At 65.1% G+C, this 25,610-nt stretch carries 25 protein-coding genes; 13 read left to right on the forward strand and 12 right to left on the reverse strand.

The features are described 5' to 3' along the window. On the forward strand, nt 1–814 hold an 814-nt coding region (locus tag E3T42_RS17040; protein ID WP_206750367.1), incomplete at its 5' end, for a hypothetical protein. Further along, a complete protein-coding gene (locus tag E3T42_RS06835; RefSeq protein ID WP_134402704.1) occupies nt 814–1,791 on the forward strand; it encodes a hypothetical protein in 978 nt (325 codons plus the stop codon). The genes E3T42_RS17040 and E3T42_RS06835, both read left to right, overlap by 1 nt. Before the next feature lie 232 nt (nt 1,792–2,023). Here the strand turns inward: E3T42_RS06835 and E3T42_RS06840 are convergent, their stop codons facing one another. The 9 genes from E3T42_RS06840 to E3T42_RS06880 all read right to left on the reverse strand — a co-directional run bounded on the left by E3T42_RS06840 (nt 2,024) and on the right by E3T42_RS06880 (nt 12,279). Then, nucleotides 2,024–2,431, reverse strand: a complete 408-nt coding sequence (locus E3T42_RS06840) for a DUF4913 domain-containing protein (protein ID WP_134402705.1) — start codon at nt 2,429–2,431, stop codon at nt 2,024–2,026. Then, entirely contained in the window at nt 2,424–4,184 is a 1,761-nt protein-coding gene (locus E3T42_RS06845) for a type IV secretory system conjugative DNA transfer family protein (protein ID WP_134402706.1), read from the reverse strand. Before E3T42_RS06845 ends, E3T42_RS06840 begins: the two co-directional genes overlap by 8 nt. Before the next feature lie 76 nt (nt 4,185–4,260). Continuing rightward, a complete protein-coding gene (locus tag E3T42_RS06850) occupies nt 4,261–5,334 on the reverse strand; it encodes a hypothetical protein (RefSeq protein ID WP_134402707.1) in 1,074 nt (357 codons plus the stop codon). A 4-nt stretch (nt 5,335–5,338) separates the two neighbouring features. Next, nucleotides 5,339–6,883 carry an ATP/GTP-binding protein gene (locus tag E3T42_RS06855; protein ID WP_134402708.1) on the reverse strand — a complete coding sequence of 515 codons (1,545 nt, stop codon included), beginning with the start codon at nt 6,881–6,883 and terminating at the stop codon, nt 5,339–5,341. Continuing rightward, nucleotides 6,880–8,583, reverse strand: a complete 1,704-nt coding sequence (locus tag E3T42_RS06860) for a hypothetical protein (RefSeq protein ID WP_134402709.1) — start codon at nt 8,581–8,583, stop codon at nt 6,880–6,882. Before E3T42_RS06860 ends, E3T42_RS06855 begins: the two co-directional genes overlap by 4 nt. Next, nucleotides 8,583–9,989: a hypothetical protein gene (locus E3T42_RS06865; protein WP_134402710.1), complete on the reverse strand. Its 1,407-nt coding sequence runs from the start codon at nt 9,987–9,989 to the stop codon at nt 8,583–8,585. Before E3T42_RS06865 ends, E3T42_RS06860 begins: the two co-directional genes overlap by 1 nt. Further along, nucleotides 9,989–10,702 carry a hypothetical protein gene (locus tag E3T42_RS06870; RefSeq protein ID WP_134368306.1) on the reverse strand — a complete coding sequence of 238 codons (714 nt, stop codon included), beginning with the start codon at nt 10,700–10,702 and terminating at the stop codon, nt 9,989–9,991. Before E3T42_RS06870 ends, E3T42_RS06865 begins: the two co-directional genes overlap by 1 nt. A 36-nt stretch (nt 10,703–10,738) precedes the next feature. Beyond that, entirely contained in the window at nt 10,739–11,053 is a 315-nt protein-coding gene (locus E3T42_RS06875) for a hypothetical protein (RefSeq protein ID WP_241975897.1), read from the reverse strand. A gap of 5 nt (nt 11,054–11,058) precedes the next feature. After that, nucleotides 11,059–12,279, reverse strand: coding sequence for a ParA family protein (locus E3T42_RS06880; protein WP_134402711.1), 1,221 nt, complete (start codon nt 12,277–12,279; stop codon nt 11,059–11,061). Nucleotides 12,280–12,599: 320 nt separating this feature from the next. Between E3T42_RS06880 and E3T42_RS06885 the strand changes: the two genes are divergently transcribed. The 3 genes from E3T42_RS06885 (at nt 12,600) to E3T42_RS06895 (ending at nt 15,806) form a co-directional block, all read left to right on the forward strand. Further along, entirely contained in the window at nt 12,600–12,923 is a 324-nt protein-coding gene (locus E3T42_RS06885) for a hypothetical protein (RefSeq protein ID WP_134368308.1), read from the forward strand. 123 nt (nt 12,924–13,046) lie between these two features. Then, on the forward strand, nt 13,047–13,370 hold the full coding sequence (locus E3T42_RS06890; protein WP_166805312.1) for a helix-turn-helix transcriptional regulator: 324 nt from the start codon (nt 13,047–13,049) through the stop codon (nt 13,368–13,370). Between the two features lie 519 nt (nt 13,371–13,889). After that, entirely contained in the window at nt 13,890–15,806 is a 1,917-nt protein-coding gene (locus tag E3T42_RS06895; RefSeq protein WP_241975898.1) for a hypothetical protein, read from the forward strand. Nucleotides 15,807–16,054: 248 nt separating this feature from the next. Here the strand turns inward: E3T42_RS06895 and E3T42_RS06900 are convergent, their stop codons facing one another. Next, complete coding sequence (locus tag E3T42_RS06900; protein ID WP_134368310.1) at nt 16,055–16,621, reverse strand: hypothetical protein; 567 nt, start codon at nt 16,619–16,621, stop codon at nt 16,055–16,057. 71 nt (nt 16,622–16,692) lie between these two features. On the opposite strand from E3T42_RS06900, the gene E3T42_RS16700 reads away from it, so the two are divergent. From E3T42_RS16700 to E3T42_RS06925, 7 genes are all read left to right on the forward strand, one after another. Further along, nucleotides 16,693–16,860 (forward strand): hypothetical protein, encoded by a 168-nt coding sequence (locus tag E3T42_RS16700; protein WP_166805313.1) that lies wholly within the window; start codon nt 16,693–16,695, stop codon nt 16,858–16,860. Nucleotides 16,861–17,305: 445 nt separating this feature from the next. Further along, nucleotides 17,306–18,226, forward strand: a complete 921-nt coding sequence (dprA, locus tag E3T42_RS06905; protein WP_134402712.1) for a DNA-processing protein DprA — start codon at nt 17,306–17,308, stop codon at nt 18,224–18,226. A 339-nt stretch (nt 18,227–18,565) separates the two neighbouring features. Beyond that, the gene (locus tag E3T42_RS16705) at nt 18,566–18,718 is read left to right on the forward strand and encodes a hypothetical protein (RefSeq protein WP_166805314.1); all 153 of its coding nucleotides are present in this window, start codon (nt 18,566–18,568) and stop codon (nt 18,716–18,718) included. A 17-nt stretch (nt 18,719–18,735) separates the two neighbouring features. Then, a complete protein-coding gene (locus E3T42_RS06910; RefSeq protein WP_134402713.1) occupies nt 18,736–19,671 on the forward strand; it encodes a DUF3560 domain-containing protein in 936 nt (311 codons plus the stop codon). 374 nt (nt 19,672–20,045) lie between these two features. Next, entirely contained in the window at nt 20,046–20,465 is a 420-nt protein-coding gene (locus E3T42_RS06915) for a DUF3846 domain-containing protein (protein ID WP_134402714.1), read from the forward strand. Between the two features lie 354 nt (nt 20,466–20,819). Further along, nucleotides 20,820–21,743 (forward strand): ParA family protein, encoded by a 924-nt coding sequence (locus E3T42_RS06920; RefSeq protein ID WP_104170602.1) that lies wholly within the window; start codon nt 20,820–20,822, stop codon nt 21,741–21,743. Further along, complete coding sequence (locus E3T42_RS06925; protein WP_134402715.1) at nt 21,740–22,153, forward strand: hypothetical protein; 414 nt, start codon at nt 21,740–21,742, stop codon at nt 22,151–22,153. The genes E3T42_RS06920 and E3T42_RS06925 overlap by 4 nt, the downstream gene beginning before the upstream one ends. A 102-nt stretch (nt 22,154–22,255) precedes the next feature. Here E3T42_RS06925 and E3T42_RS06930 read toward each other — a convergent pair whose 3' ends face one another. Next, nucleotides 22,256–23,317: a hypothetical protein gene (locus E3T42_RS06930; RefSeq protein ID WP_134402716.1), complete on the reverse strand. Its 1,062-nt coding sequence runs from the start codon at nt 23,315–23,317 to the stop codon at nt 22,256–22,258. A 574-nt stretch (nt 23,318–23,891) separates the two neighbouring features. Between E3T42_RS06930 and E3T42_RS06935 the strand changes: the two genes are divergently transcribed. Then, entirely contained in the window at nt 23,892–24,587 is a 696-nt protein-coding gene (locus tag E3T42_RS06935) for an SOS response-associated peptidase (RefSeq protein WP_134402717.1), read from the forward strand. Nucleotides 24,588–24,647: 60 nt separating this feature from the next. On the opposite strand, the gene E3T42_RS06940 is transcribed toward E3T42_RS06935, so the two are convergent. Continuing rightward, nucleotides 24,648–25,583 carry a restriction endonuclease gene (locus tag E3T42_RS06940; protein WP_134402718.1) on the reverse strand — a complete coding sequence of 312 codons (936 nt, stop codon included), beginning with the start codon at nt 25,581–25,583 and terminating at the stop codon, nt 24,648–24,650. Nucleotides 25,584–25,610: the final 27 nt, after the last annotated feature.

The following is a 25,610-nucleotide window of genomic DNA, read 5'->3' on the forward strand; positions in this document are numbered from 1 at the left end:
CCCTGTCATCACTGCGTTCGTCAAGGGGAACTCCTTCCCCGCCCTCTACAACACTATTCGGGACGATCCCGGTGCCTTGTCCAAGGTTGACAGAGAGGGGCGCGCCTATTTGGAGAAGTTCACTTCTTATGCAGACTTCGCGGCATCACCAACCACCCAACTGACGCCCGGAGCTGACACTCGATATCAATGGGCAACGAGTGATGCAACCACACTGGCGGCCTTCAAACTGTGCCATAAACAGTCCGAGTGGCAGTGGACTCAAACCCAATCGAGTGCGACTGGCACTCCAAATCAAGCGATAGTCAATATCTCGGCAGAGCAGATGGGTCCCGGGACCCACGACTTGTTCGTCGTAGGAGTGTCCTATCCCGATGACCAGGCGTGCTCCGTAACGTGGCCGGACAGCGGATCCTGGAGCGGGTATGGCTGCCCACCCGAGTTCACGGTCGACGAAATGACGGTTGCGGTTGGGTACTCCGCGTCAACGGGGTCGGTTCTTCCTGGCCCGTCTCTTGACAAAGGCTCGGCCTACGATGCATCGGTCTTCAGTGACCTGCCATTGACAGCGGGAGACGGTACACGCGAGTCCGCGGCGAACCTGCCTAGCGTGGGTCCGGTCCTGATCACGATCGCTTTGACGCTCATCTTCGCGATTCTGATTGCGCTCCCCAGCGCCCTCCTTGAATCAACCTTTGAAAGCAATGAGTCACGGATTGGTGACTTCCTGAGGAAGTTTCTTCCTGGCCGCCGGCGCCCCGCACCGAGAGTCGCCGCTGCGACACGCGATAAAAATTCCGAGAGTGACGCCTGATGACCGACACCGAGATCTCCACTCAGCGCAGCCAGCCAGAAACCGTCCAGGAAGAGAAGTCCGTCGAAGCTGGGTCGAACGACTTCGCAGCAACAAACGCTGTTGCACTTCCGCCGAACGTGCACCGAAAGTGGCCGAAGTCACTCGGCCAAGTACACGGTATCGGGGCCTTGGCGATCATCGTTCTCAGCGCCGTTATTGCGGGCTTCGCGGATCCAAATTACGGCGTGAATTGGATGTCGCTGCGCCTCCTCCTTACCTTCGTCGCAGTGTTCTTGGTACTGAACTACGGTGGGGCCAGCGTGAAACGAATCGTCGGGTTCCGCGGACGAGAGGGCTACCGTGCGCGGATATCGGCGCGACCTGTATATCTTCTTATTATTCTGATCACCGTGCTCTTCGGGCGGGGCACGGGGGTAAATCCTGCGCTCGTCTTCGGCTCAGTCCTGGCGCTCGACTACGGGCTGAAGCATGCAGGCGACGTTCGTACCGCGTTTGCCACGATCGCGGGCGCCCTATGGGCTGCCGCGCTCGGATTGGCCGCATTCGCTGGCTATAGGTTCCTCTGCGTTCACCCGATCTCGAGCCTCATCACGTGGGAGCGCATCGATCCGCAATCGGCCTTTCTGGTGTACCAGGCCAGCCAATTCGGCAACGTCGCTATCGGCGAATTCTTTTCCACCCTCTGCATCGCAGCCCTGTCATCTCTTCCCATCGCGCTCCTCCCGTTCGCTTTCCTGGACGGAGCCAGCCTCTGGCGCTGGAACCGAATCGTATGGGCGGTTGTCTATGCGCTGGGTGCCGCTGTGTATAGCTTCGTGCTGGTACCGCTGCCGGCCTCGTGGGATGAAATCACCATCTCGGTCAGCGCATGGGCAGGGATCTATCTCGTCTATGCCGCACTCGCGGTCTCGGTCTGGATGTTCTTCAGGTTCACACGCGGGGGTCGTACAGACGCTGTCCCTGACCCGTCTTAGGGGACTAACGGGTGAGCCACCGACCGCCATGCCCTGGGTCTTCTTCGCCCTGACACTTTCGGAGCGTTCCGTGAAGGCGGAGCGTTGATTCGGATCCCTCTCGGGACCGTTCAATTACACACTGAGAATTCGTCGATTAATGATTAATTTCTGTTGGGGGTCGGTTTCTAGCTGCTGGCGTTGTTGAAGTGACAAGAGTGTCCACGCGGGCCTCTTCCTCTGAGCGGTTCAGCTAGAGCTCAACGTCGTCGGGTGGCATCGACGCAGGCACGATCCTGGCGGTGGTGTCGTTGCGACGGTAGAGATGACCCTGGTCAGGATCACAGTCGCGAAACGGCCCATTTCCTTTGTCGAAGATCACTGCCGCGTGGCGGTCCCAGTGGTTGATCCACCACGACGACACAGCGCCGGCATCACCGTCCATGACACTGGCATCAGATTGCATGCTGGCTTGCCAGAGTGCCTTGAACCGGGCGACGACCTCCGGATGCAGCCACCATTGGGTGCACCACGGTGTTGGTTTGGTGCCGACGACCTCGACGGTGGCCAGGTGACCGGTGAGCCAGTCGAGGAACATCTGTCGGACGTCGGCCGTGTCCTCTTCAATGTTGGTTGAGTCGCGGTCGTCGTAGTCAGCCATGGGTTGCCACCTCCGCTGCAATGGTGTCGTCCGGGACCGGGACCGGGACCGGGACCGGGACCGGTGTCGGCGTGGTGTGCAGTGTCCTGGTCGGGGGGTGATTGATGGCGTGGATAAGGGTTTTGTCGCGGAACCAGGGAACGGTGTTGACCATGACGGGTCGGCATTTGGAGCTGAAGACGATGGCGCGCCATTCGGGGAGGGAACCGAGGGCGGCAATGTCGAGGGTGTTGACCTTGCGGGTGTTGGTGGAGGTAGATTGGTGGCCGTCTTTGCCTGTGGAGCTGCCGTAGGTGATTTCGTCGTGTTCGCCGATGAGGGCCGCCAAGGAGCGGAGGAAGTCGTCGTCACCGGACCCACCGCCAAAGACCCGGGTCGCGGCGGCGTCCCAGAGGGTCTGCCAGCCATCTTTCCCGAACGCGTCGATCGCTTGGGCGCGGGACTGGAAATAGGAGTTGAGGATGATGCCCATCGACCCGTAGAACGAATACACGGAGGGCAGTTCGGGCCAGCGGACGATGTTCGCGCACTCGTCGAGCTCCATCACCAGCGGCACCGGGAGGCGGCCGCCGTTTCGCTGCGCAGCGGTTTCGGCGATTTTGCAGATGGCACGGATGAGGGCGGTGAGGATGGCGCCACCGGATCCTTCACCATCTTTGGAAAGGAGCACGAGGGTGTCGGTGCTGGTGATGAACGCGGCCGGGTCGAAGCGGCGAACCCCGGCACGGTCGGTCCAGGCGAGGAGGTCGTCGTCGGCGAGGGCGGACGCCATGCGCTGCGCGGTGGCGTAGACGCTGCCCTTGGTTTTGTCCGGCCAGCTCAGGATGCCCTCGATCGTGGACGAGGGCCCGGTTTTTCCGTGGCGGGCGAGGATCTGCTGCACGTCGTACCCCTCGGCGCGGGCGATCCACGCGAACACCTGAGAGAGGGGTTCCTGCTCGAGGGCGGCGGCGTAGAAGAAGTACGCGAGCATGTCCCGCCCGGCCGTATCGAACTGGGAATCTCCGCCCCGGTCGGAGGCCTTCCGGGTCGAGGCCTCGAAGATGGCAGCGAGTTCCCGGGCGTCCGCGGCGCTGCGGATGTAGTCGAGCGGGTTGAACACGAAGTCAGGCTGCGGGTCCAGGCGGTAGATGCGGTTGGGGTCGAAGATGAACGCCTGGCCGTGGTGGGCGCGGCCGGCGAGGGTTTCGCGGACGCCGTCGACTTTGTTGGAGGTCATGATGGCGGCGCCGGGGGCTTCGAGCATGTGCCGGATCACGAGCGCGGAGGTCTTGCCGCGGCCGGTGCCGAACACATACACGCCCAGGTCCCGCCACCCCTGATACACCCACCGGTTCCCCCTCCCGACGAGGCGGCCGACCCGCTCCCCCGCCGGCAGATTCATCGCGGCCGGGTGCAGCTGCGCAGCTTCCTTCGCCCGCAGCTTTTCCCGCAGCACGGCGGACTGGCGGGGCGTGGCCATATGCCGGAGTGCCACGTTGTTGCGCTTGGTCGACGCCCACTGGGCCTGCTTGGCCAGGATGAACGCGAACAAGGCCACGGCCAGGACCAGGGCCATCACGCTCGTCCAGGTTGCTGCGGGTGGCCACGGTGCGTCCCGGAAGAGGAAGTCCCCCGCGAGAGCTGCGGGGTTCCACGGATACGTCGTGCCGGTGGGGGTGATCATCGCGCCGACATGCACGGCCACGAGCAATGCCAGGGCGGCGAGGAGGGCGAGGAGGCCGGTCATGATGCGGGCTTTCCAGTCAATCATCTGGTACTCCTTGCCCCCGAGAAAACGGGTGCCTGTCTGGTTGTCGGGGTGGCGCAGTGCGCCCGGGATTCGGGCATCAATTGCTGAGTTTCATGGGGTCGGTGCTGTTCGGGTCGACGGCGATGTGGACGTGGTTGCAGTCGTCCCGGAATTGCTTCATCGACAGATCCAAGGTCACCCCGGAGTTGGCGCGGCACTGGTTCTGGCCGGCGCCGGACCCGGCCGGCATCACCGGGCTGAGCGCCTTCAGGAGCTTCAGGGCGTTCGCGTCGGCGCCGGTGGTGGGCATCCGGTCGAAGGAGTAGAAATCGACGGCGTGGCCGCCGCCATTCGCGGAGTGCGGAGACGAGAGGCCCGAGCCAAGTACCTGGCCGGTGCAGGCCCGGTTGATGTCGGAGATCCCGACCGCGTCGAACATGTTCGTCGCCATGGTGATGACTTGCAGAATGCGGGTGTCGATGCCGCAATTCGGGCCGGTCTCGCCGTCGGCGATCCACCGGATCTCGCGCAGGTGATCCGGCGACAAACCCGTGATCGCTCCCGCGTCGATCTTGACCACCAGCGCCGCCGCCAACACCCGAGCGTCACTGCCAACCCCGGCCGCACACGCTGCATCCCCGGTGGTGAGCGCAGTCACGACCTCTTGCGCCTGGGCGTAGTAGGTCGTGTAGTGGTTCGGGTCGGCGTTGATCTGCACTGCGTGCGCCGCCGCCGTGGGCGCCAGCGTCTCCCAGTTCGGCACGCGGACGAGGCGTTGGAAGAAGAACCCGGCGGCTTGGGTGGGGTTCATGCGTTCGGCGAGGGTGCCCCAGGTGTCGCGTTGCTGGAACAGGCCGCGAGAGTCGGGCCCAACGGTGTCGCCGTAGGTGAGGTTGCGGAGCGCGGATTCGCCCATGGCGGTCATGACGGCGATGGTTTGCCCGTGCACGTTGACGCCGGCGGTGGCGCCGGCGTTCATGATCAGGGCGGCGTTGACGAGCTGGTCGCCCTGGTACCCGGCGACCGGTGTGCGTTCGGCGGCGCCCTGCGGGTTCGCCGCGACCGCGGCGCAGGCCCCGGTGCCGGGGCCGCCGCCGGTGACGAGGAGCAGCCCGGTGAAGAGGACCACGAGCAGGAGCACCAGCCCGGTGCCGAGTATGCCTTTCTGCACGGCTTTAGGTGGTGGCGTTGCCGGCGGCCATGGCGGAGTCGGTGTTGGTGACTTCCACTTCCCAGTCCGAGCGGATGTGGCGGATGTGGGTTTCCGGGTTGGACCCGTACTTGAACACGCAGTGCCCCGGATTCAAGCCCATGAGGGTGGCGGCGGTGTCGGGGGCGAAGTTGAAGGTTTCTTGCGCCCAGCGGGCGTCTTCGGGGCGGTCTTGGCGGAAGGCGTACACGGTTTGGGCTTCTTGGACGACGGTGTAGCCGGGGCTGTCTGGGGGGATGTCGGTGCCTTTGTGCATGACGAAGACGTTGGAGATGCCGAGGGAGCGGGAGAGTTTCTGGTTGGATTTCACCAGTTGGGCGGAGGGGCCGCCGATCATGTGCCAGCCCTCTTCGTAGATCACGTTCGTCACGAACCCGCGCTCTTCACGCAGGCGCCCCATCAGCCACATGTTCCCGATCGCCATCACGGTCGGGATCGCGGGGCCGGAGTCGGGGAGCTGGGAAATGTCGAAGGTGGTGAGTTTGTGGGAGAGGTCGACTCGGCGGCTGGTTTCGCCGTCGAAGACGCCGGCGTAGGTTTCGAGGAGGTTCTGCAGGCCGAACCTGATCGACAGGCCCGCCTGGTGGAACCGCTCCGACGCTTCCCCCGACAACCCCTGATCCGTCGGCACCAACCCGAGGAACGGCATCAGGTCTGTGGTGGTCGCGGCCCGGCGGGTGTCCTGGAACTTCTCAAACAGCAGCTGCAGGGCGTACCGGGTGGCTTTCTCTTCCCACTCCGTGGCGGGGGTGTCGCCCCGGGCGATGCGGGCGACAGCGTTGATCAGCAGCATCTGGCCTTGAAGGCCGGTGCCGCGGGCGATGAGGGGGTCCATCAGATTGAAGCGGGTGCCGGACCCGTCGGGGTCGAAGCGGAGGGGTTCGGTGCCCATGCGTCGGGTGACGCCGGCGTATTCGCCTTCGCCGCCCTCGTCCTTCTTGTCGAACACCACCGCCCGGTGGTTCTTCAGCAGCAGGGGCCGCATGACCATGACCGTTTTGGTGAATGAGGACTTCCCGGACCCGACGGTGCCGATGATGAGGACGTTGGGTGAGGTCAGTTTCCTGGGGGTCGCGTTGTACGCGGTGGGGGCGTCGTGACTGATCATCGTCGACGAGAGCGTGTCGGTGCCGTTGACGACCCCGTCAATCCCGGTCGGCGCACCAATGATGCCCGTGTTCAGGATCTCGGCCTGCCTGGTCGTGGACGGGGCCCCGGCCAGGCGGGGCGCATACCAGCCGCGCGCCGCCGCACCCGAAGACGCCCGCAAAACGGACCCGGGCCGCTCGAACGGCGGCACATCCACCGGCCGCCGCGACGACACAGGCGCGTCAGAAACGGCAGCGGCAGGCCCAGTGGCATCCTCTTCACCCGTGAGCACGGGCGACGTGGACACTGGGGTGAGGAAGATTTTCAGGCCGGGAACTGTCCCGTACCAGGGCTTCTTTGTAGCGGTGCGTTTGCCGGGCCCGGTGCCGGCCGCAGCGTCGGGGGTGGTGGGGTGGGTCATGAGATGGCTTCCTTGTCGGTGCGGCCGGCGAGGCGGTTGAGGGCCCGGGTTGCCAGGGTTGCGCCTGCGGGGCGGAGTCCCCGGCCGAGGGGCCAGGTGGTGCCGGAGGCGGCGGATTGGAAGGAGTCTTGCCAGTCGAGGTGTTCGATGCCGAGGCCGGTCGCGCACGCTTCCTCGAGCTGCCGGGAGGCGTGGCCGAGGTCTGCCCGGGTGGGGGCGGAGATGGTGACGAACCCGATCCAGTCGACGCCGTGGTGGTGGGATCCGGCGGCGAGGTCCGCGGAGCGGCGCTGCGCGGCGGACATGCGTGTGGTGCTGTCGTCGGAGATGAGGCGGCCCTTCTGCTGGTCGGCGAGGACCCCGGCGAGGTCGCGGACGACGTCGGCGCGCGCTTTCGCTTTCGCCTGCCCCGCCGGAACCAGGTGCAGGTGGAAGGACACCGACCGGACAAAGGTCAGTTCCCGCCCGATGAGGAGGTCGAGACACCAGAGGGGGCTGCGGCCGGCGACGGCGAGGTTCTCCCCGTGGATGGCCGCGGTGCGGTGCCACCACGTCACCGGCGGCGACACCGGCCCGGCCTCGGTCATGACGAGGGAGGTGGGGTCGACGCCGTCAACGATGTGCGCGGAGAACTCGTCCCGGGACGCGATCCCGGACAGGAGCGGGTCAACGTTCCGGGTGAGGTCGATGGGCAGGTGCGGGTTCTGCTGGTGCAACATCAACGCCGTGGTCTGCTTCGCAGTCAGGGCCTGGACGTCGCCCATCCGGGCCTCGTTCAAACCCTGTTCGGTGGCCTGAATCTGCCCCGCCATCAGGGCACGCCACGCGTCCCGGCCCGGCCCGTATTTCGCGGCGGCGTCAGTGAACTGCTGGGTGAGGGGCCAGGACACGACCACGTAGTGGCGTTGCACCATCGCGTTGGCACTGGATTTCCGGATCACTTCGTCGTAGGAGAGCTTCTGCGCCTCAAACGATGCCCGCTGCTCCGCCGTCCAGGTTTCCTGCACCGGTTCCAGGCGGGTCTTCACCCACTGCTGCTGCCGGGCCGAGTCGGGAGGCAGAACCCGGGTCAGGGTTTGCACGTTCCGGATCAGCGAGGAGGGTGCGGCGCGGCGGGCCAGAAACTTGCCCCACGCGTTCGCCGCCCGGGTGAGGGCGGCGGCGGTTTCCATCCCGCGCAGCTGCCCGGACACGGAGAACGCGACGGACAGGTACGGTTGCTCACCGATCGGGGCGTGCCAGGCGATGCCGGGCATGTTCGACGCGTACTGGAGCCAGCCCATGCCGTCGGCGCCGTCCGGGTTCGCCCGCATCTTCACCGCCGCGCGTTCCGCGGCCTGCTTCTCGGTTTTGGTGCCGCGGAGGATGGCTTCTTGGAGCTGGTCCCACGCACCGACTTCGTAGGGCACGAATTCGTCCGTGCCGAGGCGCTTCCGGGCCCGGGCGCGGGCGCGCTTCCGGCGCCGCTCGAGGACGGTGCCGCGGTGGGTGCGCGCGGTGGTCAGCATCGTGATGCCCACCCCGGCCACGGCCACGATCAGGGCGGGCAGGCCGAGACCTGAGACCATGCCGGCCATGCCTCCGGCGATGAACACGGTGAGGAGGATCATCCGGGTTTTGGAGGCGGTGCCACCGAAGAAGCCGCGGTGGCCGGACTCACCGCCGAGGTAACGGATATGAGACTCCCGGGTATCACTCACTAGACGGAGTCCTTTCCATAATGTTCGTCTTGGTCCTCGACCGGTGACACGGCCGCGTCGGTCACCGAATCGGTGACCTTCTTCGTCGCCTCAAACCCGGCCATCGCCCCGGCGGCAATCATCGTGGGAACCCCGATCGCAGCCCCCGCACCGGTCGCGGACTCCGCTACACCGGCCGCGGCCATGCCGCTCTCCGCAGCGACCGCGCCGCCGCCTGCAGCCGCGGCGCCGGCACCGGCGGTGGCCCCGCCAGCGGTGCCCACGGACGCGGCCTCAGAGATCGACGACGTCGCCGCCTCACCCTCACCGGCCGCCGAAGCGCCGCCGGAACTGCTGCTGCTTCTGCTTGAGCTGCCCGTGGACGGTGAGCTTCCGCCGCCGGAGCTTTCGGGGCCGTTGTTGCTGTATTTGGCGTCGGCTTGCTGCATCGACTGGGATCCGATGTTCGGTCCGACAGGTGCTGTTCCGCCGCCGCCGGTGGGGATGACGGGTGCGAACTTCGTCAGGGCGACGGGGGCGAGGCCGGCCATGAACAACGCCAGGATCGACACGACCAGGGTCACCGTTTTGGCGAGGCTGGGGGTGTCGGAGAACGCATCGACCTGGGCGCTCATCATGCTGTACGCGATCGCCAGTAAGAAGAACAGCAGCGGGTGGGACGCCAGAACCCCAAACCAGAGGTAGGCGATCTTCGACCCGAACTTCCGCTTCTGGGGGTCAACGATCCACACGAACCCGAGGGGGAAGAGGACGCCGGAGAAATACAGAGTGATGAGTTGAACGATCAGCATCAGGAGCACGACGAGCAGCCCCAGGATCATGAAGAACATCAGAATCACGCCGAGGACGGCGCCGCCGGCAAGGCCGGACCCGTCTTCTTCGGAGAGCATCGTGGAGAACTTCGCCACGATCGTTTCGGAGTTGCTGGTAACGCCCCACGCGATCAAGGAGTCAGACAGGGCGTCGAAGAACTTCACCAGAAATGCGCCGAGCGCGGGACCGAACATGGCCCCGAGGATGAATGCGGGCCCGTAGAGGGTGAGGGACTCCCCCAGCTCACGGCCGGACTGGTGGCCGCGCGCGGTACGGACGATCTGCGGGATTAACAGGGCTACGAACACGAAGATCGCCAGGGCAAACGACACCTGGTACGCCTGAATGAACCAATCCGCCGTCAAGTCCGGAAGCGTCGCCTGCGTCAACGCCGGCAACACGGTATCGGAGAGACCCTTGGCCGCTCCCTGCAACAGCTTGAAGGAGTTCCCGGCCGGGTCAGACCAGAAGTCCGCCACTCCCGCAGCCGTGTTCACGGCGTTGTTGACACCGCCGACCGCGTCCTTGATGCCACCCGTCGCGCCGTCCCAGGCGCAGACAGCGATGTTGGCGCATCCTTCGCCTGCGGCCACTAGCAGCCTCCGGTGTAGCGGTTGCCGCCGGCGCTGAGCTTCTCAGCGTCAGGCTGTTCACCCTTTTCGACGTGCCACGCATCGTCGTCCCAGACCATGACGAAGGCTTGCGCCGTCACCTTGGTCGGGCTGAGCTCTCCGTTCACGACGTAGCCGGCGGCGATGTTCACCGTTACCCGGTCTGCCGTGGAGTCCTGCGCCACCAGCCACAGACCATTCGTGGTCGACAGATGGAATGGTGTTCCGGGCTCGACGTCGCCAGTCGTGAGGTCGTCCGTCGAGGCGTATGTGCCAGAGAGGTCTGCATACGAAGCCGGCGTGTTCGCCGTCATGACCTCGTTGGTGATTGTGTTCGCATCGGCGACGGAGGGATAGGGGTACTGCCAGATGAATCGGTAGAACGCCGTTGCCGTTTCCACGGCCCCGTAGGTCGTGTGTTTGGCGTCTGCCTGTGCTGCTAGGACCATGTTGACGTTGCGGTTTTGTCCGCCGAGGCAGCCGGTGGGTGCGACGTCGTCCCCGATACCCGCGGTGCCTGTGCTGCCTGTTGGGGTCGGTGTGGGGGTGGCCGTCGCGGTGCTGGGTGCGGCGTTCGGTGTGGGGGTGGGGCGGGTGGCGGTGTAGGCGATGCCGCCGCTGATGACGACGACGAGGACGGCGGCCCCGATGACGATGGGCCAGCGGCTACGGCCGGATGCTGTGACCATTCGCATGGTGGGACTCCTTGGGGTGCGCGTTGGTGGTGTGGGTTAGCCGGCGAAGGAAAGGACGGCGCCGACGATGATGGCGAGGCCGGCGAGGGCGGCGAGGGAGATGCCGGCCCAGACTGCTTTGCGGCGTCCTTGGGCGTGGGCTTGGGGGTTGGGATTGGTGTCGCCGGAGGCTCCGGCCATAGCGACGATTCCGAAGATTAGGAATCCGATGGCAACGAGGATGCCGATCGCCCAGAGGGCGGCGATGAGTTTTTGCCAGAGGGCGGTGAATTCGGCGCCGCCGAAGGAGAAGTCGGGCAGGATCCCGTCGAGGGGGTTCTCGATTGCCGCGTGGAGCAGGAGGTCGTGCATGGGCGTTAGGCCTTCCGGTTCTGTGTGGGTGCGGCGGAGACCGCGGTTTGCAGGGACCGGACCACGCTGGCGGCGGCTGCCACGAACGCGTCCCGGGTTGCAGGGTTGAGGCGGCTCAGGGTGAGTTGTCCGCGTTCGGCAATGTGGGAGTCGTACGGGATCTCGTGCAGGGCCGACACGCCGGCCTGGCTCAGGAGCCGCTCGACCTCTTGGCGGACGGCGTTGTTCTCGGGGCGGCCGTCGGTGAGGCGGATGGCGATGGCCCGGTTGGCAAGCTCCGCGGAGGGCCCGCCCTCTGCCCGGAGCTCTTCGAGGAGTTGGATGGCTTCGAGGACGGAGTCGCCGGCGTTCATCACGGGGATCACGAGGACGTCGGAGACGGACACGGCGCCGCGGAATGCGGAGGAGGTGGGGACGTTGCCGGAGTCCATGACGCGGATGGAGTAGAAGTCGTCGATGACGTTGGAGACGGCGACGACGGATTCTCCGCTGAGGCGGTCGCGGCGGCCGGTTGATCCGATCACGGATGCGAAGGATGTTTGCGGGGCGGTGTATCCGGCGAGGCGGCCGGCGGTTTGGACGTGGTCGACGTCGCGGACCAGTTCGCCGAGGCCGAGGAGGGGGTTGCCCTCGGCGCGGAAGTTCAGGGCGCCGGGGTCGTCGGAGACTTCGAGGATCGCGACCGATCCGCCGCGGATCGCGGCCAGCACTCCCCCAAGGAGCAGGGCGGTGGGAGTCTTGCCTGTTCCGCCCTTGGGGTTGTTCACCAGGACCGAGACCGCACGCGTCCAGGTCGCCTGCCGCACAGTGGTCTCATGAGCGGTCCGCAGCTCCGTGCGGCGTCGCTCCCCTAGCTCGGCGGCGCCCGGGCCGACCGGGAGTCCCAGGCTGGCCAGAGCGCCACGGAACCCCGTGGTGGCCTTGGTTGGAGTGCTCGACGCGGAAGCCAGGCCAGCGGCTGAGCCACCAAAGAGGACAGAGGTGCTGGCCAGGTCGGTGGGCGTCACGGGAGGCACCGACGGGGCCTCCTTCACGGCAGGAGCCTTCCCCGGGACTGGCGCCTGGGTTGGTTCATCGAGGACGGTGCCGAGAGCAGATGCGGTGCTCGTGGCCGCGCGTTGTGGGGTCGTGGGGATCGTGTGGATGGTGTCTTCCTCGATGTAGTCCCCGGCGCGGTCAGCCTCTCCAAAGACCTCGCTGGGGGCGGTGTGACCGGTGTCACTCATGGGCGGTATGTCCTCTCGAATTTCCACTAACTGGCATCGGGAATTAGGGAACCCCCGAGGCCTTAACTAGTCTCTCGTCTTTTTTCTCATGGCCTCACCTGAACGGGGGGGCGTGTTCCCTCTGAGCTTGTGGTCATAAACGCCTAAAACGCCGGGAATATGGATCGAATGGGCGGATCGCATGGAGCTTCGAACCTAACGCCGACCACTGACATCAGCGGACCATTACAGTTCGCAAAGGTAAATAGATGCATTTGCATTAACTTGATTCCGATCGTGGCGCGCCTGCGTGAGGGGTGATTCACGCCAGAATTGAGCGCATGGCCCGCGACGACAATTTGATGAGACATGCCCCTGAACGGGTGGCGTTGTTCCAGGAGCTGTTTTCCGCGCCCTCCCGCGTCCTGGTACTCCGCGCCCTGCTCCGGAAGCCACTCAGCTACGCCGAGTTGTTCGACGTCATCGGCGACACCATGAGTCGGCCCGCAGTGCATGCGGCCCTGATCGATCTCCGAGGTATGGGCTATATCGAGGACGATGCCCCCGATGGGGTCGTGCGCCGGCCCCAGGGAACGAAGTTCACCGCGCGGCGAGACCTCGTGACCCGCGACTTCGGGCAGGTCCTCGAGTTCGTCCTGGGCTGAGCGCTCTCGCCTGTTCGGTGGCTGAGTATGGCTGGTCGGATTGATGGCTACACCTCCAATCCGACACTAACATTAAGTGTTAGGGTAGAGTCGCGAATTGTTCAGCTGCGGCAGAATGAGGGAATGCCCCGCTATGCATCCCCTGAAGAACCTCTGCCGCTTTCGGCCGAGAGGGCGACAGTGATGTTTGGAGCGAATCCCCTGCGAGGGGCGATCATCCGATTGCTCGCCCTCAACTCAGAAGGGATGACATCGGGTGCGATCCAGAGAGAACTCAACACGACTTACCAAACGGTCCTCCGGCACCTCCAAGAGCTCGAGTCAACCGGCACCGTCACCGCCGACGCGGGCGAGCAGCGCCAAGGTCGACGAGTCATCTATGTTCTCGACACTGACGCGTTGCAGTCAGCACTGTCTGGATACGGCGAATACCTGTTCGGAAAATAATCCGACACACCGCGCGGCGTATGCATTCATAGAGCTGCCTTCTGCCACTGTTGGCCCATGGCAATGGAACCAGGACGCAGACGACGGCAGGACAACGCGCCGACCGTTCTCTTGCAGGTGCGTGTTGACCCGGAAATTTTCGCTCTCGTGACCGAGGCAGCGGCAGCAAGTGGGGCAGCTAAGGCGCTCTACATGCAGACCCTGCTTCGTGCGCTCTCGGAGCCGGCGGGCCACTTGCCAGTTCTCGACCTCGGTCGGCCTCAACTCGAGGAGTTGCCGATCCCAGCCGCTTAAACGAAAGAGCCCGTCGCTTTCGCGACGGGCCACTGCAAGTTTCGTAGCTCAAACCACTTCTGCTTCCCGGCACGAGGTTCGAGCTAATCCAGATCAACAGCCCTCACGGGAGGTTTCTCTATGTCCCAGAGCATAGCGCACGTACCCCAGAATGCACCCGGAATTGTGTCCGGCGTGTCTGGCGTTCCCACTGAAGCGTGGACAGCCTGGGCTTTGACGCGCCGGATGAGTCCGCGCGATCAGGTGCGCGTGATGAAACGGGACGCGTACGGGCGAGTGGACGAGAACAGTTACCCCCTAATTCACCGGGTTGGGCCGGCCGAACCCACAACGCCGTGGGCGATAAACCTGGCCGATGACACCGGCTTGTTCCGGGTCCTCTGCTTCGACTTCGACGGTAAGGACAAGCACGGCGTTGACGCTGAGCTGATGGAGGAAGCCGGCGATGAGTGCGACGTTCTCTCCCGCACCCTCGATGCCCTCTCAATCGAGCATGTCGTGTGCCAGTCGTCGGGGACGGGTGGCCGGCACATCTGGCTCGCCCTCCAGGGCGGCGCCCCGAAACTCGCCGTCGCCCCCGTCGCGAGTGCAGCGCGAGCGAACTTCCGCCGCTTGGACCACGGCATGCTCCTCAACGCTGTCACCGGCGCCGCACGGCCGCCCCTGTCCCCGCACCGCGATGGCAGCCATTCCACGGTCCTCCGCGGCAACCTGAACACCCTGATCGTCCCGTCGACCACGACCGCGGACCTGGCCGCCCTGGCCGCGGTGCTCGAGGCGCGGAAGCCGTCCCTCCGCGCGGAAGACAGCGCCCCGTCGGGCCCCATCGCCACACGCCACCAGGCGCACCGGCGACTCAGCGCGGCCGGTACCGCCCATATGGCCACTATCGATGGCGGCAGTAACCCGAGCTGGACCGGGTTCATGTGCCTGCTCTCGGCCGCGAACGCCGGCTGGCAGCTCGTCGACGTCGAGCACGCCATCAAGACGGCCCCGGGGCTGGAGCACTTCCGGACGAAGAACACCGGCCGCGGCGACCGCCGCCCCCGGGCCGCAGCCGAGGCCCGGGCCCGGTTGGGCCGCCAGTGGGACAAAGCCCAGCAGTACGCAGCCCTCCAGCGCCCACTGCCAGCGGTCCGGGAGCCGCAGGACCTGTCGGAGCTGGACGCCATCGTGACCGACGTCGAGGCCCTCCTCACCCGGTTCCGGGTCAGCCCGGGCCGGTGGGGCCGGACCGAAGCGTCCTCGAATCAGCAGACCATTCTCCGCGCCCTGGCCTACCTCACCCTGCAGACCGGCAAACGTACCGTCGCCGCCGCAATCCGGGACCTGGGCCCGATGGGAGGCCTCGGCCGCACCACCGCAGCCGTCGCCCTCACCGCCCTCGCTGCGGCCGGATACGTCGAACGGGTCAGTGCGAGCGACGACGGCAACGCCGCCGAATGGCGCCTAGCCCCCACGTTATCCACAGGTCCCCGAACAGTCCGGTCACAACCATTAGATAACCCCCGCCCCCCGAACGAAATCCCGTCGTCGCCGGGTCGTTCTGCAGCTGAGCTCTTTAACACCCGCACCCATCTCGTCGTCCTGCTCGAGGAACAACTCACCGACCAACGCCACGACCTCTTCACCCGACGGGGTCTCGGACACCTCGCCGGCAAGCTCTACGCCCTGCTGCGCCAGCACCCGTACCTCACTATTGACTCTGCATCTCGCCTCTTGGGCGTCACTGCCCGGCACACAGCCACGATCCTCAGCCGCCTCCGGCGTCACAAGCTCCTGGTCGTTCACCGGGATGGGTGGGCCAGGTCGAAGCAAGATCTCCGGAACCAGGCAGCCCTGCAGCTGAACGTTCTGGGAACCCTGCTGGCTCGGGCGGAGCGGTATCGGATCGAGCGGGAGGTGTGGGCGTGGTGGCAAGCCGAACTGACCACAATGATGTCAACGCCCCGGTCCCGGCCGCGGCGCCCACATGTTTCGAGCCGGCCATTGTTTGAGGCGAGCGCACCAGGGGAACGGGTCTGGCCGCGGTATCCGCGAGCCAGCACCAACCTCGCCGATCACCGCTCCGCGCTCGAGCTGGTGGGTGCGGGGTTGCTCAATCCGGAGAATCGGTGGCAGTACCTAGGTGAGGCGGCGTAGCCGGCACCAACCGCTGGGCTGCTCTCGGTCAGGGTAGCGGCGATGTGCCGCGCCTCGTTGTGAGGGAGGGCCTCCGGATTGATTGGAGGTATCTAACATCTTCACCAGTCACGGAGGCCCTCACCGGGGCACGTTAACGCGAGTAGGCCTTTTGTGGGGAAATACTTCACATTCGCTGTCTGAGTAGGGGTGACCGCGGCCCCGTCGTCTGGCAGCTGCGACCCGTTCGTCCACTCCGACTGAGTGAGTCAGCCGACATCGTTTGGAATGACGTTGACAGCCGTCCCTGGGTCTCCTCCAGCCTTACTGACGGCATCTTTGACCGTATCTCCCAGCGCCTTCACAGTGTCGGCCTTTCCTGATACCAGAGCTATCAGTACTGCTTTGAAGATTTCCATCAGGACGCTGAAGGGTGATCCTTCGGCCTTGTATTCGACCGTGCCGTCCTTTGCGATGATAGCGACGGCGCCATCGGTCAGGTTTGGGTCGTGTGTAATGACAGGTTTGCCACCCTGACTCGAGTCGATGACTGTGCCTCCCGGGGAAGTGATCGAGGAATAGAGGTGTTGGATCATCGTGACCAGCCAGGTGACTCCGACGATGACTAGGAAGAACTCTGGGAGGAGACTAGGTCCTTCTTTCTTGCCGGCCTTTTCTATCTCTAGGATGGGGCCTCCCTCGGGGGCAGAAACATTCTTGGTGGCTTCTTTGAGGTCTGCGACGAGCTTCTGGAATTGATCCCGCTTTTCCACATCGGAGAATATGAACTTGGTTTTTTCGCTCAACATCTGTTCAACGTCTTTCTCAATGGTCATCTCTTTTTCCCTCCTCAATTGGGTCTTGGACGTAGCAGTCTTGATGCTGTACCCGCGGGACCCGGTGCGCAATGGACCCTATTCGGCGGGGCTGTTCCGGTCTTTGGGTCACGCACGAGCAGTTGGCCGGATGGGGCTACAACTTCAGCGAGGTCGAGCAGATCGTGATCGACACAGTCGCCGAGAAGGCAGCCATCAAGGCAGCCGAGGCCAACGCCGCCACGGTCACACAGGGCTAACCTCGCCTCAAGACCCGGCGTGACGGTCCCCCACTGTCACGCCGGGCCTTGCTGTTCCCAGATTCCGGCACGGAAGCCGGAGCCGGAAACAATCAGGCACTCGTCCCTTCGGGCCGTGACGGAACAGCGGTGCAGCCGCCGTACCTATCCCCCAGGGGAGCCGCTGCGCGGCACGGAGATATCAGAGTGGTATCACTCTGAAAGCACGACGGCCAAGCCGTCAGAAGCGATATGGAACCGCTTTGCGGCACTGATTGCCGGGCTTTTTGTCCTTTCTGGCGGTTCATCGTAGCTCCCTTCCGTGCCTGCGTCACCTGCAGTGCCGGACGCGCCCTGCGGGCTTATTTCGCCCGGCACTGCGGGCACTTCGGCACTCCCGGTCGCTATCGATTTCTCTTGCCAGACAGGCCAAAAAAAACAGTTGTCCACGAGGGAGAGAGAACCCATGAACACGCTCGCCAGCATCAGCACCCACGTTCCCACCATCCAGCGATTCACGACCGACGCAGCTGCGCGCGGAATCTGGACCATCATCAGCGAGCCCGGAGACAGGGACACCGGCACCCTCATCGCCGCACTCGGCGCGGAAGAAGCCCTGAACGTTCTCCTGCACGGCACCGGCGACGCGGCAGGACTCGACCTGGCCACACTCCGCGCCCGCACCCGGCCCCGCGCCACCGAGGGCAACATTGCCGCAGCTTTCGCGGCCGCAGACACCGGGTCGGCAGAACTCATCACCCCCGACCACCCGCACTGGCCCGCAGGTTTCAACGACCTCGGCACCGCCGCCCCCTACGCGCTCTGGGTCCGAGGTACCACCGAGATCCTGGCCGACCCCCTGAACACAGCCGTCGTCGGGGCTCGAGCCTCCTCCGGTTACGGCGAACACGTCACCATGGAGATCACCGCGGGCCTGGTCAGCCGAGGCCACGTGATCATTTCCGGTGCAGCCTACGGGGTAGACGGAATGGCTCACCGGGCAGCGCTGGCTAGCGGCGGGCGCACCGTCGCGTACCTGGCAGGCGGACTCGACCGGTACTACCCCACCGGTCACGACGCTCTGCTCACCCGGATTGCTGAGACGGGCGCGGTAGCTTCCGAAATCAGCTTCGGGCAGAGCCCCACCCGGTACCGGTTCCTGATGCGAAACCGGTTGATCGCGGCCGCCGCCCGCGCAACCGTCGTCACAGAAGCTGGCTACCGATCGGGATCGTTGAACATCGCAACCCACGCCTGCACAATCGCCCGCCCCGTGGGCGCCGTTCCCGGCCCGGTCACGTCCCCGACCAGTGCCGGATGCCACCGCCTGATCCGCGAATTCGGTGCACAGCTCGTCACGAACGCTGAGGAAGTCGCCGCACTCTAGACCGGGCAGCCGGCCAGCTCCCGAGCTGGCCGGCGAGGGGGAGGAATCCCCCTCGCACTCCCCCGCAGCGGAATATCACAGTGATATCACTCTGATACTGCGACGGCGAAGCCGTCACAAGCGATATGGAGCCGCTGTGCGGCGCTGATTGCCGGGCATTTTTGTCCTATCTGGCCAATCATCGTAGCTCCCTTGCGTGCCTGCGTTACCCGCAGTGCCGGACGCGCCCTGCGGGCTTATTTCGCCCGGCACTGCGGGCACTTCGGCACTCCCGGTCGCTATCGATTTCTCTTGCCAGACAGGCCAAAAAAACAGTTGTTCACGAAGAGAAGAGATCCCATGGCTGAGTCCGACTACCGGTACGAGAACACCTACCCGAGGGAGCGCTACGCGGACGGGTGCGCCTGCAGCGGGTGCCGTTCGGAAGGTGCCGTAGATACCCAGCCCGGAGAAACCTGCACCGCGACCCGCTACGCCGACAGCTTCGCCTAATTGAGGAAACAGAAATCATGCTCATCATCACCCACAGCCACGCCGCCGGAACCATGATCGACGGCACCAGTAAAGGCGACGGAACCGCCGACGTCCTCAAGACCGTTGGTTGGCGTTGGGGGCGCAGCATTAGCGCCTGGTTCGTCCCCCAGTCCCGCGACCGCCTCCCCAAGCTCCACACCATCACCCGCACCCAGGAGGCCTTGGAAGCGGCCGGATTCGAGGTCGAAACCGACATCGACCACGAGCGACGCACGACCGCCGAGGTCGAGGCCGGAAAGATCGGACGTCAGGCCGACCGGGTCGACGCCCTGGCCGCCAAAGCCGACCGCAAGGCCACCGCAAGCGATGACGCGTGGACCCGCGCCCGGAGCGCGCTTGACCGCCTGCCCGAAGGAGGAGAACCGATCAAGATTGGCCACCACTCCGAAGGCCGCCACCGCAATGCGATCGCCAAGGCGGATAGCGCCATGCGTAAATCAGTTGAAGCCAGCGCCGACGCCGCCCACGCCCAGGCGCGTGCCGACTCGGCCACCCACACCGCCGACGCCCGCTACCGGCCCGTCACGGTGGCCAACCGCATCGACACTCTGGGGGCTGAGCTGCGCAAGTTAGAACGACGCGTCATCGCCCCGCGCTACGACGACGAACGCGGCTACATCGATGCAACCGACGCCCAGAAGCAGGCCCGAGCAGACCAGCTCGCACCCAACCTCGCCGAGAAGCACGACCAGATCGCCTATTGGGAAGCCGTGCGCGCCGCCCAGATCGAGAGCGGCACGGCCACCGGCTACGACCGCAGCACCGTCCAGAAGGGTGACCGGGTGAAGATCCGCGGCCAGTGGCGCGAAGTCGTCCGCGCCAACCCCAAAACCTTCAGCGTCAGCACCGGGTACACGTGGACCGATACCGCCCCGTATGCGGAGATCCAGCAGCACCAGCGGCCCGAATAACTGCCGCGTAGGCCGGCCCGCCCAGGGGCCGGCCGCCGTGAGGGGGACGGTGCCCCCTCACACTCCCCCACCAGGTGAATCCGGCCTGAAGGCCGGACCCACACGGAGCCGGCTGCGCCGGCCTGACTCTTTCAAAACATTTCTTCCCTTGGTGGCCAATCATCGTAGTTCGCTCCGTGCCTGCGTCACCCGCACTCGCGCACGCGGTCGCAGGCTCCCTTATTTCGCACGAGACTGCGGGCACTCCGGCACTCCCGCTCTCAATCGATTTCTCTTGCCACCAAGGGCAGAAAAACGGTGGACGACAACACAACCACTGCCCACGAGAGAGCTCGGGACCCCGCGCACCTCACCAACCTTGGAGAGAGAACCCCATGACCACCAGCATCCGCAGCGTCAAGATCAACCCGACCGAAACCATCACCACCCTGGACGTGAACGAGGCCAGCATCGGGGCGGACATCATCGCCGCCATCGGCTGCCGGATGTTCGACGTCGTCGGCCTGGAGGACGACATCGACCTCTTCGTCGATGATGAAGGACTCATCAACGGGTCAACCCTGAACCTGCCCGCGACCGTGCTCGCCCACCGCCTCGGCCGCCCCACCGTCATCTTCGGCACAGCCATCGCCGTCAGCGTCACCGGAGACGGTGAGACCGTCGGCCTCACCGACGCACAGCTCGCGCGGATCCAGGAGTCTTTCGCGCAGAAGCCCGACGCCGGGACCGTCGACGCCCTCGTGGAGAGCCTGTCCCCGTTCCCCACCGTGGTGAGCATGCTCCGCAACATCTAGCCGCAAGCACCGGCTGGCCCCGGGCGGGCCGGCCGGTGAGGGGTGTCCCCCTCACACTCCCCCACCGGGCGCGGTTACGAGCGTGAGCCTCCGCAGCGTAGAGCGACGCCGAAGCGCCTGTACTCACCGCCCGAAGCACGCCGCAAGGCTCGGGATAGCTGGACTGTCCGCTGTCATTGCTTGTAATGCTGCTATTGTCAGTAATGCTGGCATTGTAGGTAATAGAGCTAATACAATTAATACTTGTAAGGACAGTGAAAGCAGCAAAGACAGCATAAGCAGCAATGCTGCTTATGCCATTAATGACAGCATTAGCTGTAATGTCACTAATGACGACAAGAGAAACGAGAACGTATGCCTCCGGCACTCAATCGCACCGCGTTGGAACGGGTCATCGCCGTCATCAACGGCAAGGGTGGCGTCCTCAAGACCACACTCACCGCCAACATCGGCGGCATGCTCGCTAACAACGGCTACCGCGTACTCCTGGTAGATCTCGACCCCCAGGGCAACCTGGCCGAGGATCTCGGATACACGGACGACGACCGGGACGACACCGGCCGCGCACTGGCTCAGGCACTCATGTTCGGTGGGGGAGCGGCCCCCATTCGCGAAGTTCGACCAAACCTTGACGTATTCGCTGGAGGTCCGGCCCTCGACCAGGCCACGGCCGGTCTCGCTGCCAAAGCGAACAAGGACCCCGATGGGGCCAAGCTAGCCGTCGCTCATCTGCTGGAGCCCATTGCAGGCGACTACGACATGATCCTCATCGACTGCCCGCCAGGCGATGAAACGCTCCAGACAGCGGCCGTTGCGGCCGCGCGATGGGCACTCGTCCCCGTCAAAAGTGATAAATCAAGCCGCAAAGGACTTGGTGCCGTTGCAGCGCGACTCGACGCGGTCCTCGGAGTGAACCCCACCCTCGACCTCCTCGGCGTGGTCCTGGTAGACGTCGGGACCTCTGCCCACGTCGTCCAGCGCGAAGCACGCGAACACATCGCAGAGCTCTTCAACGCCGACAACAACGTCGTCTTCACTGCCACGGTTCGCCACAGCGAAGCTACCGCCCAGGCCACCCGAGAACGGGGTCTTCTGGTGCACGAACTCGACGCACAAGTCCGCAAGGGGCCGAAGTGGTACGAGATCCGGCGGGGTGACGCGCAGGCACAAACATTTGCACCACGCACAGCATCGTCGGTCGCTGACGACCTGCAGGCAATCACCCAAGAAGTCGTGGCCAGGATTACGGCAGCAGAGAACCAGGAGGCCCTCGCATGAGCGACGAAACCCCCAACCGACAGATCGGCGGCCTCACGCCCCGCGCCGGGGCTCATGACCTGAGCCGGCTCCAGGCCCGAAATCGCCCTGAACCAAAACCGGAAACCAGTGAGCTGCCCAAAACCGCTGCCTCTCCCGCTGCAAAGCCCTCGCGCACACCAGCCAAGAAGTCGGCAACCGTTGTGGTCGACACGACTGCGCGGATGACCACCTATCTGTCAGCAGCCACACGTGATCGGGCCCGGGCAACGTACCGGGCGACGAGCCACATCGAAGGCGATAAAAGCTGGTCAGACTTCGTGGAGCGAGCCATTTTGGCAGAGGTAGAACGTCGTGAACTCTCACACAACGCAGGGGAGAGATACCAGGGTGATAGCTCGCCGCTCCCCGCTGGACGACCACTGAGCTAGGGCGGTCTCCCCGCCCGTAGCTCGGCGTGAGGGACGGCGCCGCAGGCGGACAGGAACACGCCCCGTACGCCTCTGGTCGAGACGGGGGAGTGGGCCGGCGTTCTACTTCTGCTTGGGGCGTGGCGCCTGTGCTTCGGCGCGGTCGGCGCGGGTGCGCTGTTCGCGTTCACTGGTGCGTGCTTGGTCGAGGTCGGCGCGTAGCTGGGTGAGTTGCTGCTCGAGGGCGGCCCGCACGTCGGTGACGCGCTGCTCGGCGTAGGAACGCTCCCTGCCCGCCTCGGCCGTGGCACTATCGCGTTCACTGCTGACTGTGGCCAGGTGCCCGGTGAGCACGAGCGCTTCCGCCCGCGCGCTCTCGCGCTCCGTCCGGGCCTGGTCGAGCAGGTCCCGGGTGCTCGCAGCATCCGTCTCGGCACGCTCCAAGCGGCTGGCCGCGGCGGCGGCCTGCGCGGCCGCGTCGCGCGCGGCCGCCAGGGCCTCGTCCTTGGCCGCGGTGGCCGCCGCGACGAGCTCCCTGGCCTCGGTGAGCTGTGCGGTCGTGGCCGCGTTCTCGATGCCCAGAGCGGCCACTTGGTCTGTGAGGGCGGTGATCTCGGCGGTCGCCCGTGCATTGTCCTCGCCCGCAATGACCAGGTCGCCCTCGAGGGTGGCGGCACGCTGCTCGAGCGCGCCCAGGGTCGTGCGGAGCTCGTCGACCAGGGCAGCTGATTCCTCGGCTGCCGCGTCGGCTTCGGCGCGCTCGGCCTCGGCCTTGCGGGTAGCGGTCTCGGCGCGGTTGGCGCGGGCGGCCGCCGTGGCAACCTGCTCGGCCGCGTCAGAAGTGACGGCCTCGATCTGCGCTTCGGCCGCGTCCGGGTCCGCGACGGTGCGGAGCTCGTCGACAAGGACCACCAGCTGCTGCTGCAGGTGCTCGACCATCCCGGCAACCTGAGACCGCAACACGCTCGCCCGCTGCCGTGCCGCATCAACGGGGAGCTTGTCGTCCTCGACGGTGCGCTCGACCCGGCCGGACTCGGCGCGGCGGGCCCGCCACGCAGCGGCACGGTTATGAGCGGGGTTGACGCAGTAGCCGGCGGGCCGGCCCACACCAAGCGTGGCATCCACGGGCTCCTCGCAGCCGGGGAAACCGCAGGTGCGCACGTCGGTGATCTCAGGAATGCTCATGCCCATATCGTATCATTGGTAACGCAATACGCAAACGAAATAACGATAACGAAAACGAAAATACGAAACGGCCCCTCGTCTCGGAGAGCGTGGAAGCCGCCGCGTGGTGGGGTGCTCTGTGCCGGCCAGGGCTCGGACGACCTGGGCGTGCCACCCGACTGCGAGCACTGCCTCTTCTCGAGGCCGCCCACCGGAACGGATCGTGCCGAGTGTCGCTGTCTTTCGGGCGACCTGGTCAACAGGATTGAGTACGACGGGTGCGGGGGAGCGGTGTCGGAGATTCTGGCCGAATCGTGCCGAGAGATGGCTCTGCCCGGTGACGGACCGGATCCATCGAGGGTGTCCGGGGCGGTGCCCGGCGTAGTGTGGCCGACATGGACGACCTTGGTGTGCCGAACTGCGAACGATGCTTGGTACGCATGGCGATCGAGGGCACCGATGAAGGCCCCTTCTGGTGCTGCCCGGAGTGCGGTGTCGTTCGACTCGTCTGACGTACCTCTTCCCGACTGTGCCCAGAGGCGCACCGCGTTGATCCCATTGCCGGTGAGGTCGGGGGAGCGGTAGTTTCAACAGCATGTGCGGCAGATTCGTGGTTCCCAGCACCACCGACGAGCTGCTGAGCGTCTTCGACGCCACCGGCGACAACGCCGCCGCCTGGCAGCCCTCTTACAGCGTTGCCCCCACGGATCCGGCACCGATCGTGCGCGAGTGGATCCACGACGAAACAGTGCAGCGTGACCTGGATTTGGCATCGTGGGGGTTGAAGCCGGGTTGGGCAAAGCCGGGCGGTCCGGCCCCGATCAATGCGCGCCTGGAATCAGTGGCCAGTAACGGCATGTTCCGCAGCGCGTTTGCCAGCCAACGGTGTTTGGTGCCCATGGCCGGCTACTACGAGTGGCAGCAGATGGACGACGGCAAACAGCCCTACTTCATCCACAGCGACGGCGATGTGCTGGCGGCGGCCGGCCTGTACGCGGCCCGCCAGGAGGGAAACGCGTGGAAGATCACGTTCACGATCATCACCCGCGCGGCGCGCGACGCGTCCGGTGAGATCCACGACCGCATGCCCGTGTTCTTGACCCCGGACGTGTGGGACCAATGGCTGCACCCGGAGAAGATCACCGACAAGGAAGAAGTCCTCTCGATGCTTGACCGAAGCTCCATCGCTATCGCCAAGACAGTGACGGCGTACCCGGTAGCCCGGACAGTCAACAACGTCCGCACCCTCGATAGCGAGGACCGACGACTGATCGAACCGATCAGCACGTAGTGCAGCGTGGGGAGCCACTACCGATTGGGAATTCTTCGGTGTGGACCACCACGCGGAGTCTCAGTCGAAGAAGTCGTCGTCCACTTCGACCACGGCATAGGTCTGGCGTGATTGGACGCCGACAAGGTACTTGATCATCAATTCCACGAGTCGCTGGCCGTCGATGAGGATGATGCGGGACGGTACGCCGGCGGTGTAGCTGATGGCGGCAGGAGTGAAAGCGCTCGTCGTGATGAAGACACCGCGGGTGGCACCGAATCCGTGGAGAGCACCCACGAACGCTTGGATCGTTTCGCGTCCAATGTTGCTCCCCAGCTTGTACCGCTTCGCTTGGATATAGACCTGGTCGAGGCCGAGGGCGTCTTGGTCGATGATCCCGTCGATGCCTTCGTCTCCGGTGCCGCCGATTCGCTTTCCGCGCTGTTCGACTCCGCCGTAGCCCATTCTGAGGAGAAGATTCACGACGGCCTGTTCGAAGAAGTCAGGATGGCTCTCGCGCAGCCGGCGCAGGAGTTCTTCACCGACTTCCTGGTGGATCCGGTTGATACCGTCTTCGATCTGCTCGACAGGGTCGAGTACTTCCAGGATCGGAATGGGCAGGTCGGCTTCGCTGGTCTGATCCTTTTGGGCCTGCGACGGCCAGAAAGGGGCAAACACTTCGCGTGCTTGGCCATAGGTCAAGCCGTCAGGGTTCTCCGCCATCCAGGCCCGGCCAACCGCGTTGATCGCGTACTGGCCTCGAGCCGGACGGTCAATCCATCCTGCGCGGGCCGTGTTGGCGAGGACCCAGCCCATTCGATGCTCATATCGCAGGCCACCCGAGTTCAGAGTCTCTGTACGTGCGGCGTCATCGAGCCCGGCCGTTGCGGCGGCACGGTCGAAGAGGTCTTTGCGATGCAAGGTGCCGTTTTCGCTGAGGACCTGCAGGATCGGGATGATCAGCGCGGGCCAAACGGGAACAGTGAATTCAGTCTTCTGGTCATCAGCGATGGTCACGAATGCCTCCTGTTGAGTTGATTCAGA

It is taken from the genome of Cryobacterium sp. TMT4-10 (assembly GCF_004403275.1).
GTDB classification, from domain to species: Bacteria; Actinomycetota; Actinomycetes; order Actinomycetales; family Microbacteriaceae; genus Cryobacterium; species Cryobacterium shii.

Excerpts from the sequence above, each read along its gene's own strand:
- E3T42_RS06835 (WP_134402704.1), top strand. The coding sequence starts at position 814 with ATGACCGACACCGAGATCTCCACTCAGCGCAGCCAGCCAGAAACCGTC.
- E3T42_RS06840 (WP_134402705.1), bottom strand. The coding sequence starts at position 2,431 with ATGGCTGACTACGACGACCGCGACTCAACCAACATTGAAGAGGACACG.
- E3T42_RS06845 (WP_134402706.1), bottom strand. The coding sequence starts at position 4,184 with ATGATTGACTGGAAAGCCCGCATCATGACCGGCCTCCTCGCCCTCCTC.
- E3T42_RS06855 (WP_134402708.1), bottom strand. The coding sequence starts at position 6,883 with ATGACCCACCCCACCACCCCCGACGCTGCGGCCGGCACCGGGCCCGGC.
- E3T42_RS06870 (WP_134368306.1), bottom strand. The coding sequence starts at position 10,702 with ATGCGAATGGTCACAGCATCCGGCCGTAGCCGCTGGCCCATCGTCATC.
- E3T42_RS06875 (WP_241975897.1), bottom strand. The coding sequence starts at position 11,053 with ATGCACGACCTCCTGCTCCACGCGGCAATCGAGAACCCCCTCGACGGG.
- E3T42_RS06880 (WP_134402711.1), bottom strand. The coding sequence starts at position 12,279 with ATGAGTGACACCGGTCACACCGCCCCCAGCGAGGTCTTTGGAGAGGCT.
- E3T42_RS06885 (WP_134368308.1), top strand. The coding sequence starts at position 12,600 with ATGGCCCGCGACGACAATTTGATGAGACATGCCCCTGAACGGGTGGCG.
- E3T42_RS06890 (WP_166805312.1), top strand. The coding sequence starts at position 13,047 with ATGCCCCGCTATGCATCCCCTGAAGAACCTCTGCCGCTTTCGGCCGAG.
- E3T42_RS06895 (WP_241975898.1), top strand. The coding sequence starts at position 13,890 with ATGAGTCCGCGCGATCAGGTGCGCGTGATGAAACGGGACGCGTACGGG.
- E3T42_RS06900 (WP_134368310.1), bottom strand. The coding sequence starts at position 16,621 with ATGACCATTGAGAAAGACGTTGAACAGATGTTGAGCGAAAAAACCAAG.
- E3T42_RS16700 (WP_166805313.1), top strand. The coding sequence starts at position 16,693 with ATGGACCCTATTCGGCGGGGCTGTTCCGGTCTTTGGGTCACGCACGAG.
- dprA (WP_134402712.1), top strand. The coding sequence starts at position 17,306 with ATGAACACGCTCGCCAGCATCAGCACCCACGTTCCCACCATCCAGCGA.
- E3T42_RS16705 (WP_166805314.1), top strand. The coding sequence starts at position 18,566 with ATGGCTGAGTCCGACTACCGGTACGAGAACACCTACCCGAGGGAGCGC.
- E3T42_RS06910 (WP_134402713.1), top strand. The coding sequence starts at position 18,736 with ATGCTCATCATCACCCACAGCCACGCCGCCGGAACCATGATCGACGGC.
- E3T42_RS06915 (WP_134402714.1), top strand. The coding sequence starts at position 20,046 with ATGACCACCAGCATCCGCAGCGTCAAGATCAACCCGACCGAAACCATC.
- E3T42_RS06920 (WP_104170602.1), top strand. The coding sequence starts at position 20,820 with ATGCCTCCGGCACTCAATCGCACCGCGTTGGAACGGGTCATCGCCGTC.
- E3T42_RS06925 (WP_134402715.1), top strand. The coding sequence starts at position 21,740 with ATGAGCGACGAAACCCCCAACCGACAGATCGGCGGCCTCACGCCCCGC.
- E3T42_RS06930 (WP_134402716.1), bottom strand. The coding sequence starts at position 23,317 with ATGAGCATTCCTGAGATCACCGACGTGCGCACCTGCGGTTTCCCCGGC.
- E3T42_RS06935 (WP_134402717.1), top strand. The coding sequence starts at position 23,892 with ATGTGCGGCAGATTCGTGGTTCCCAGCACCACCGACGAGCTGCTGAGC.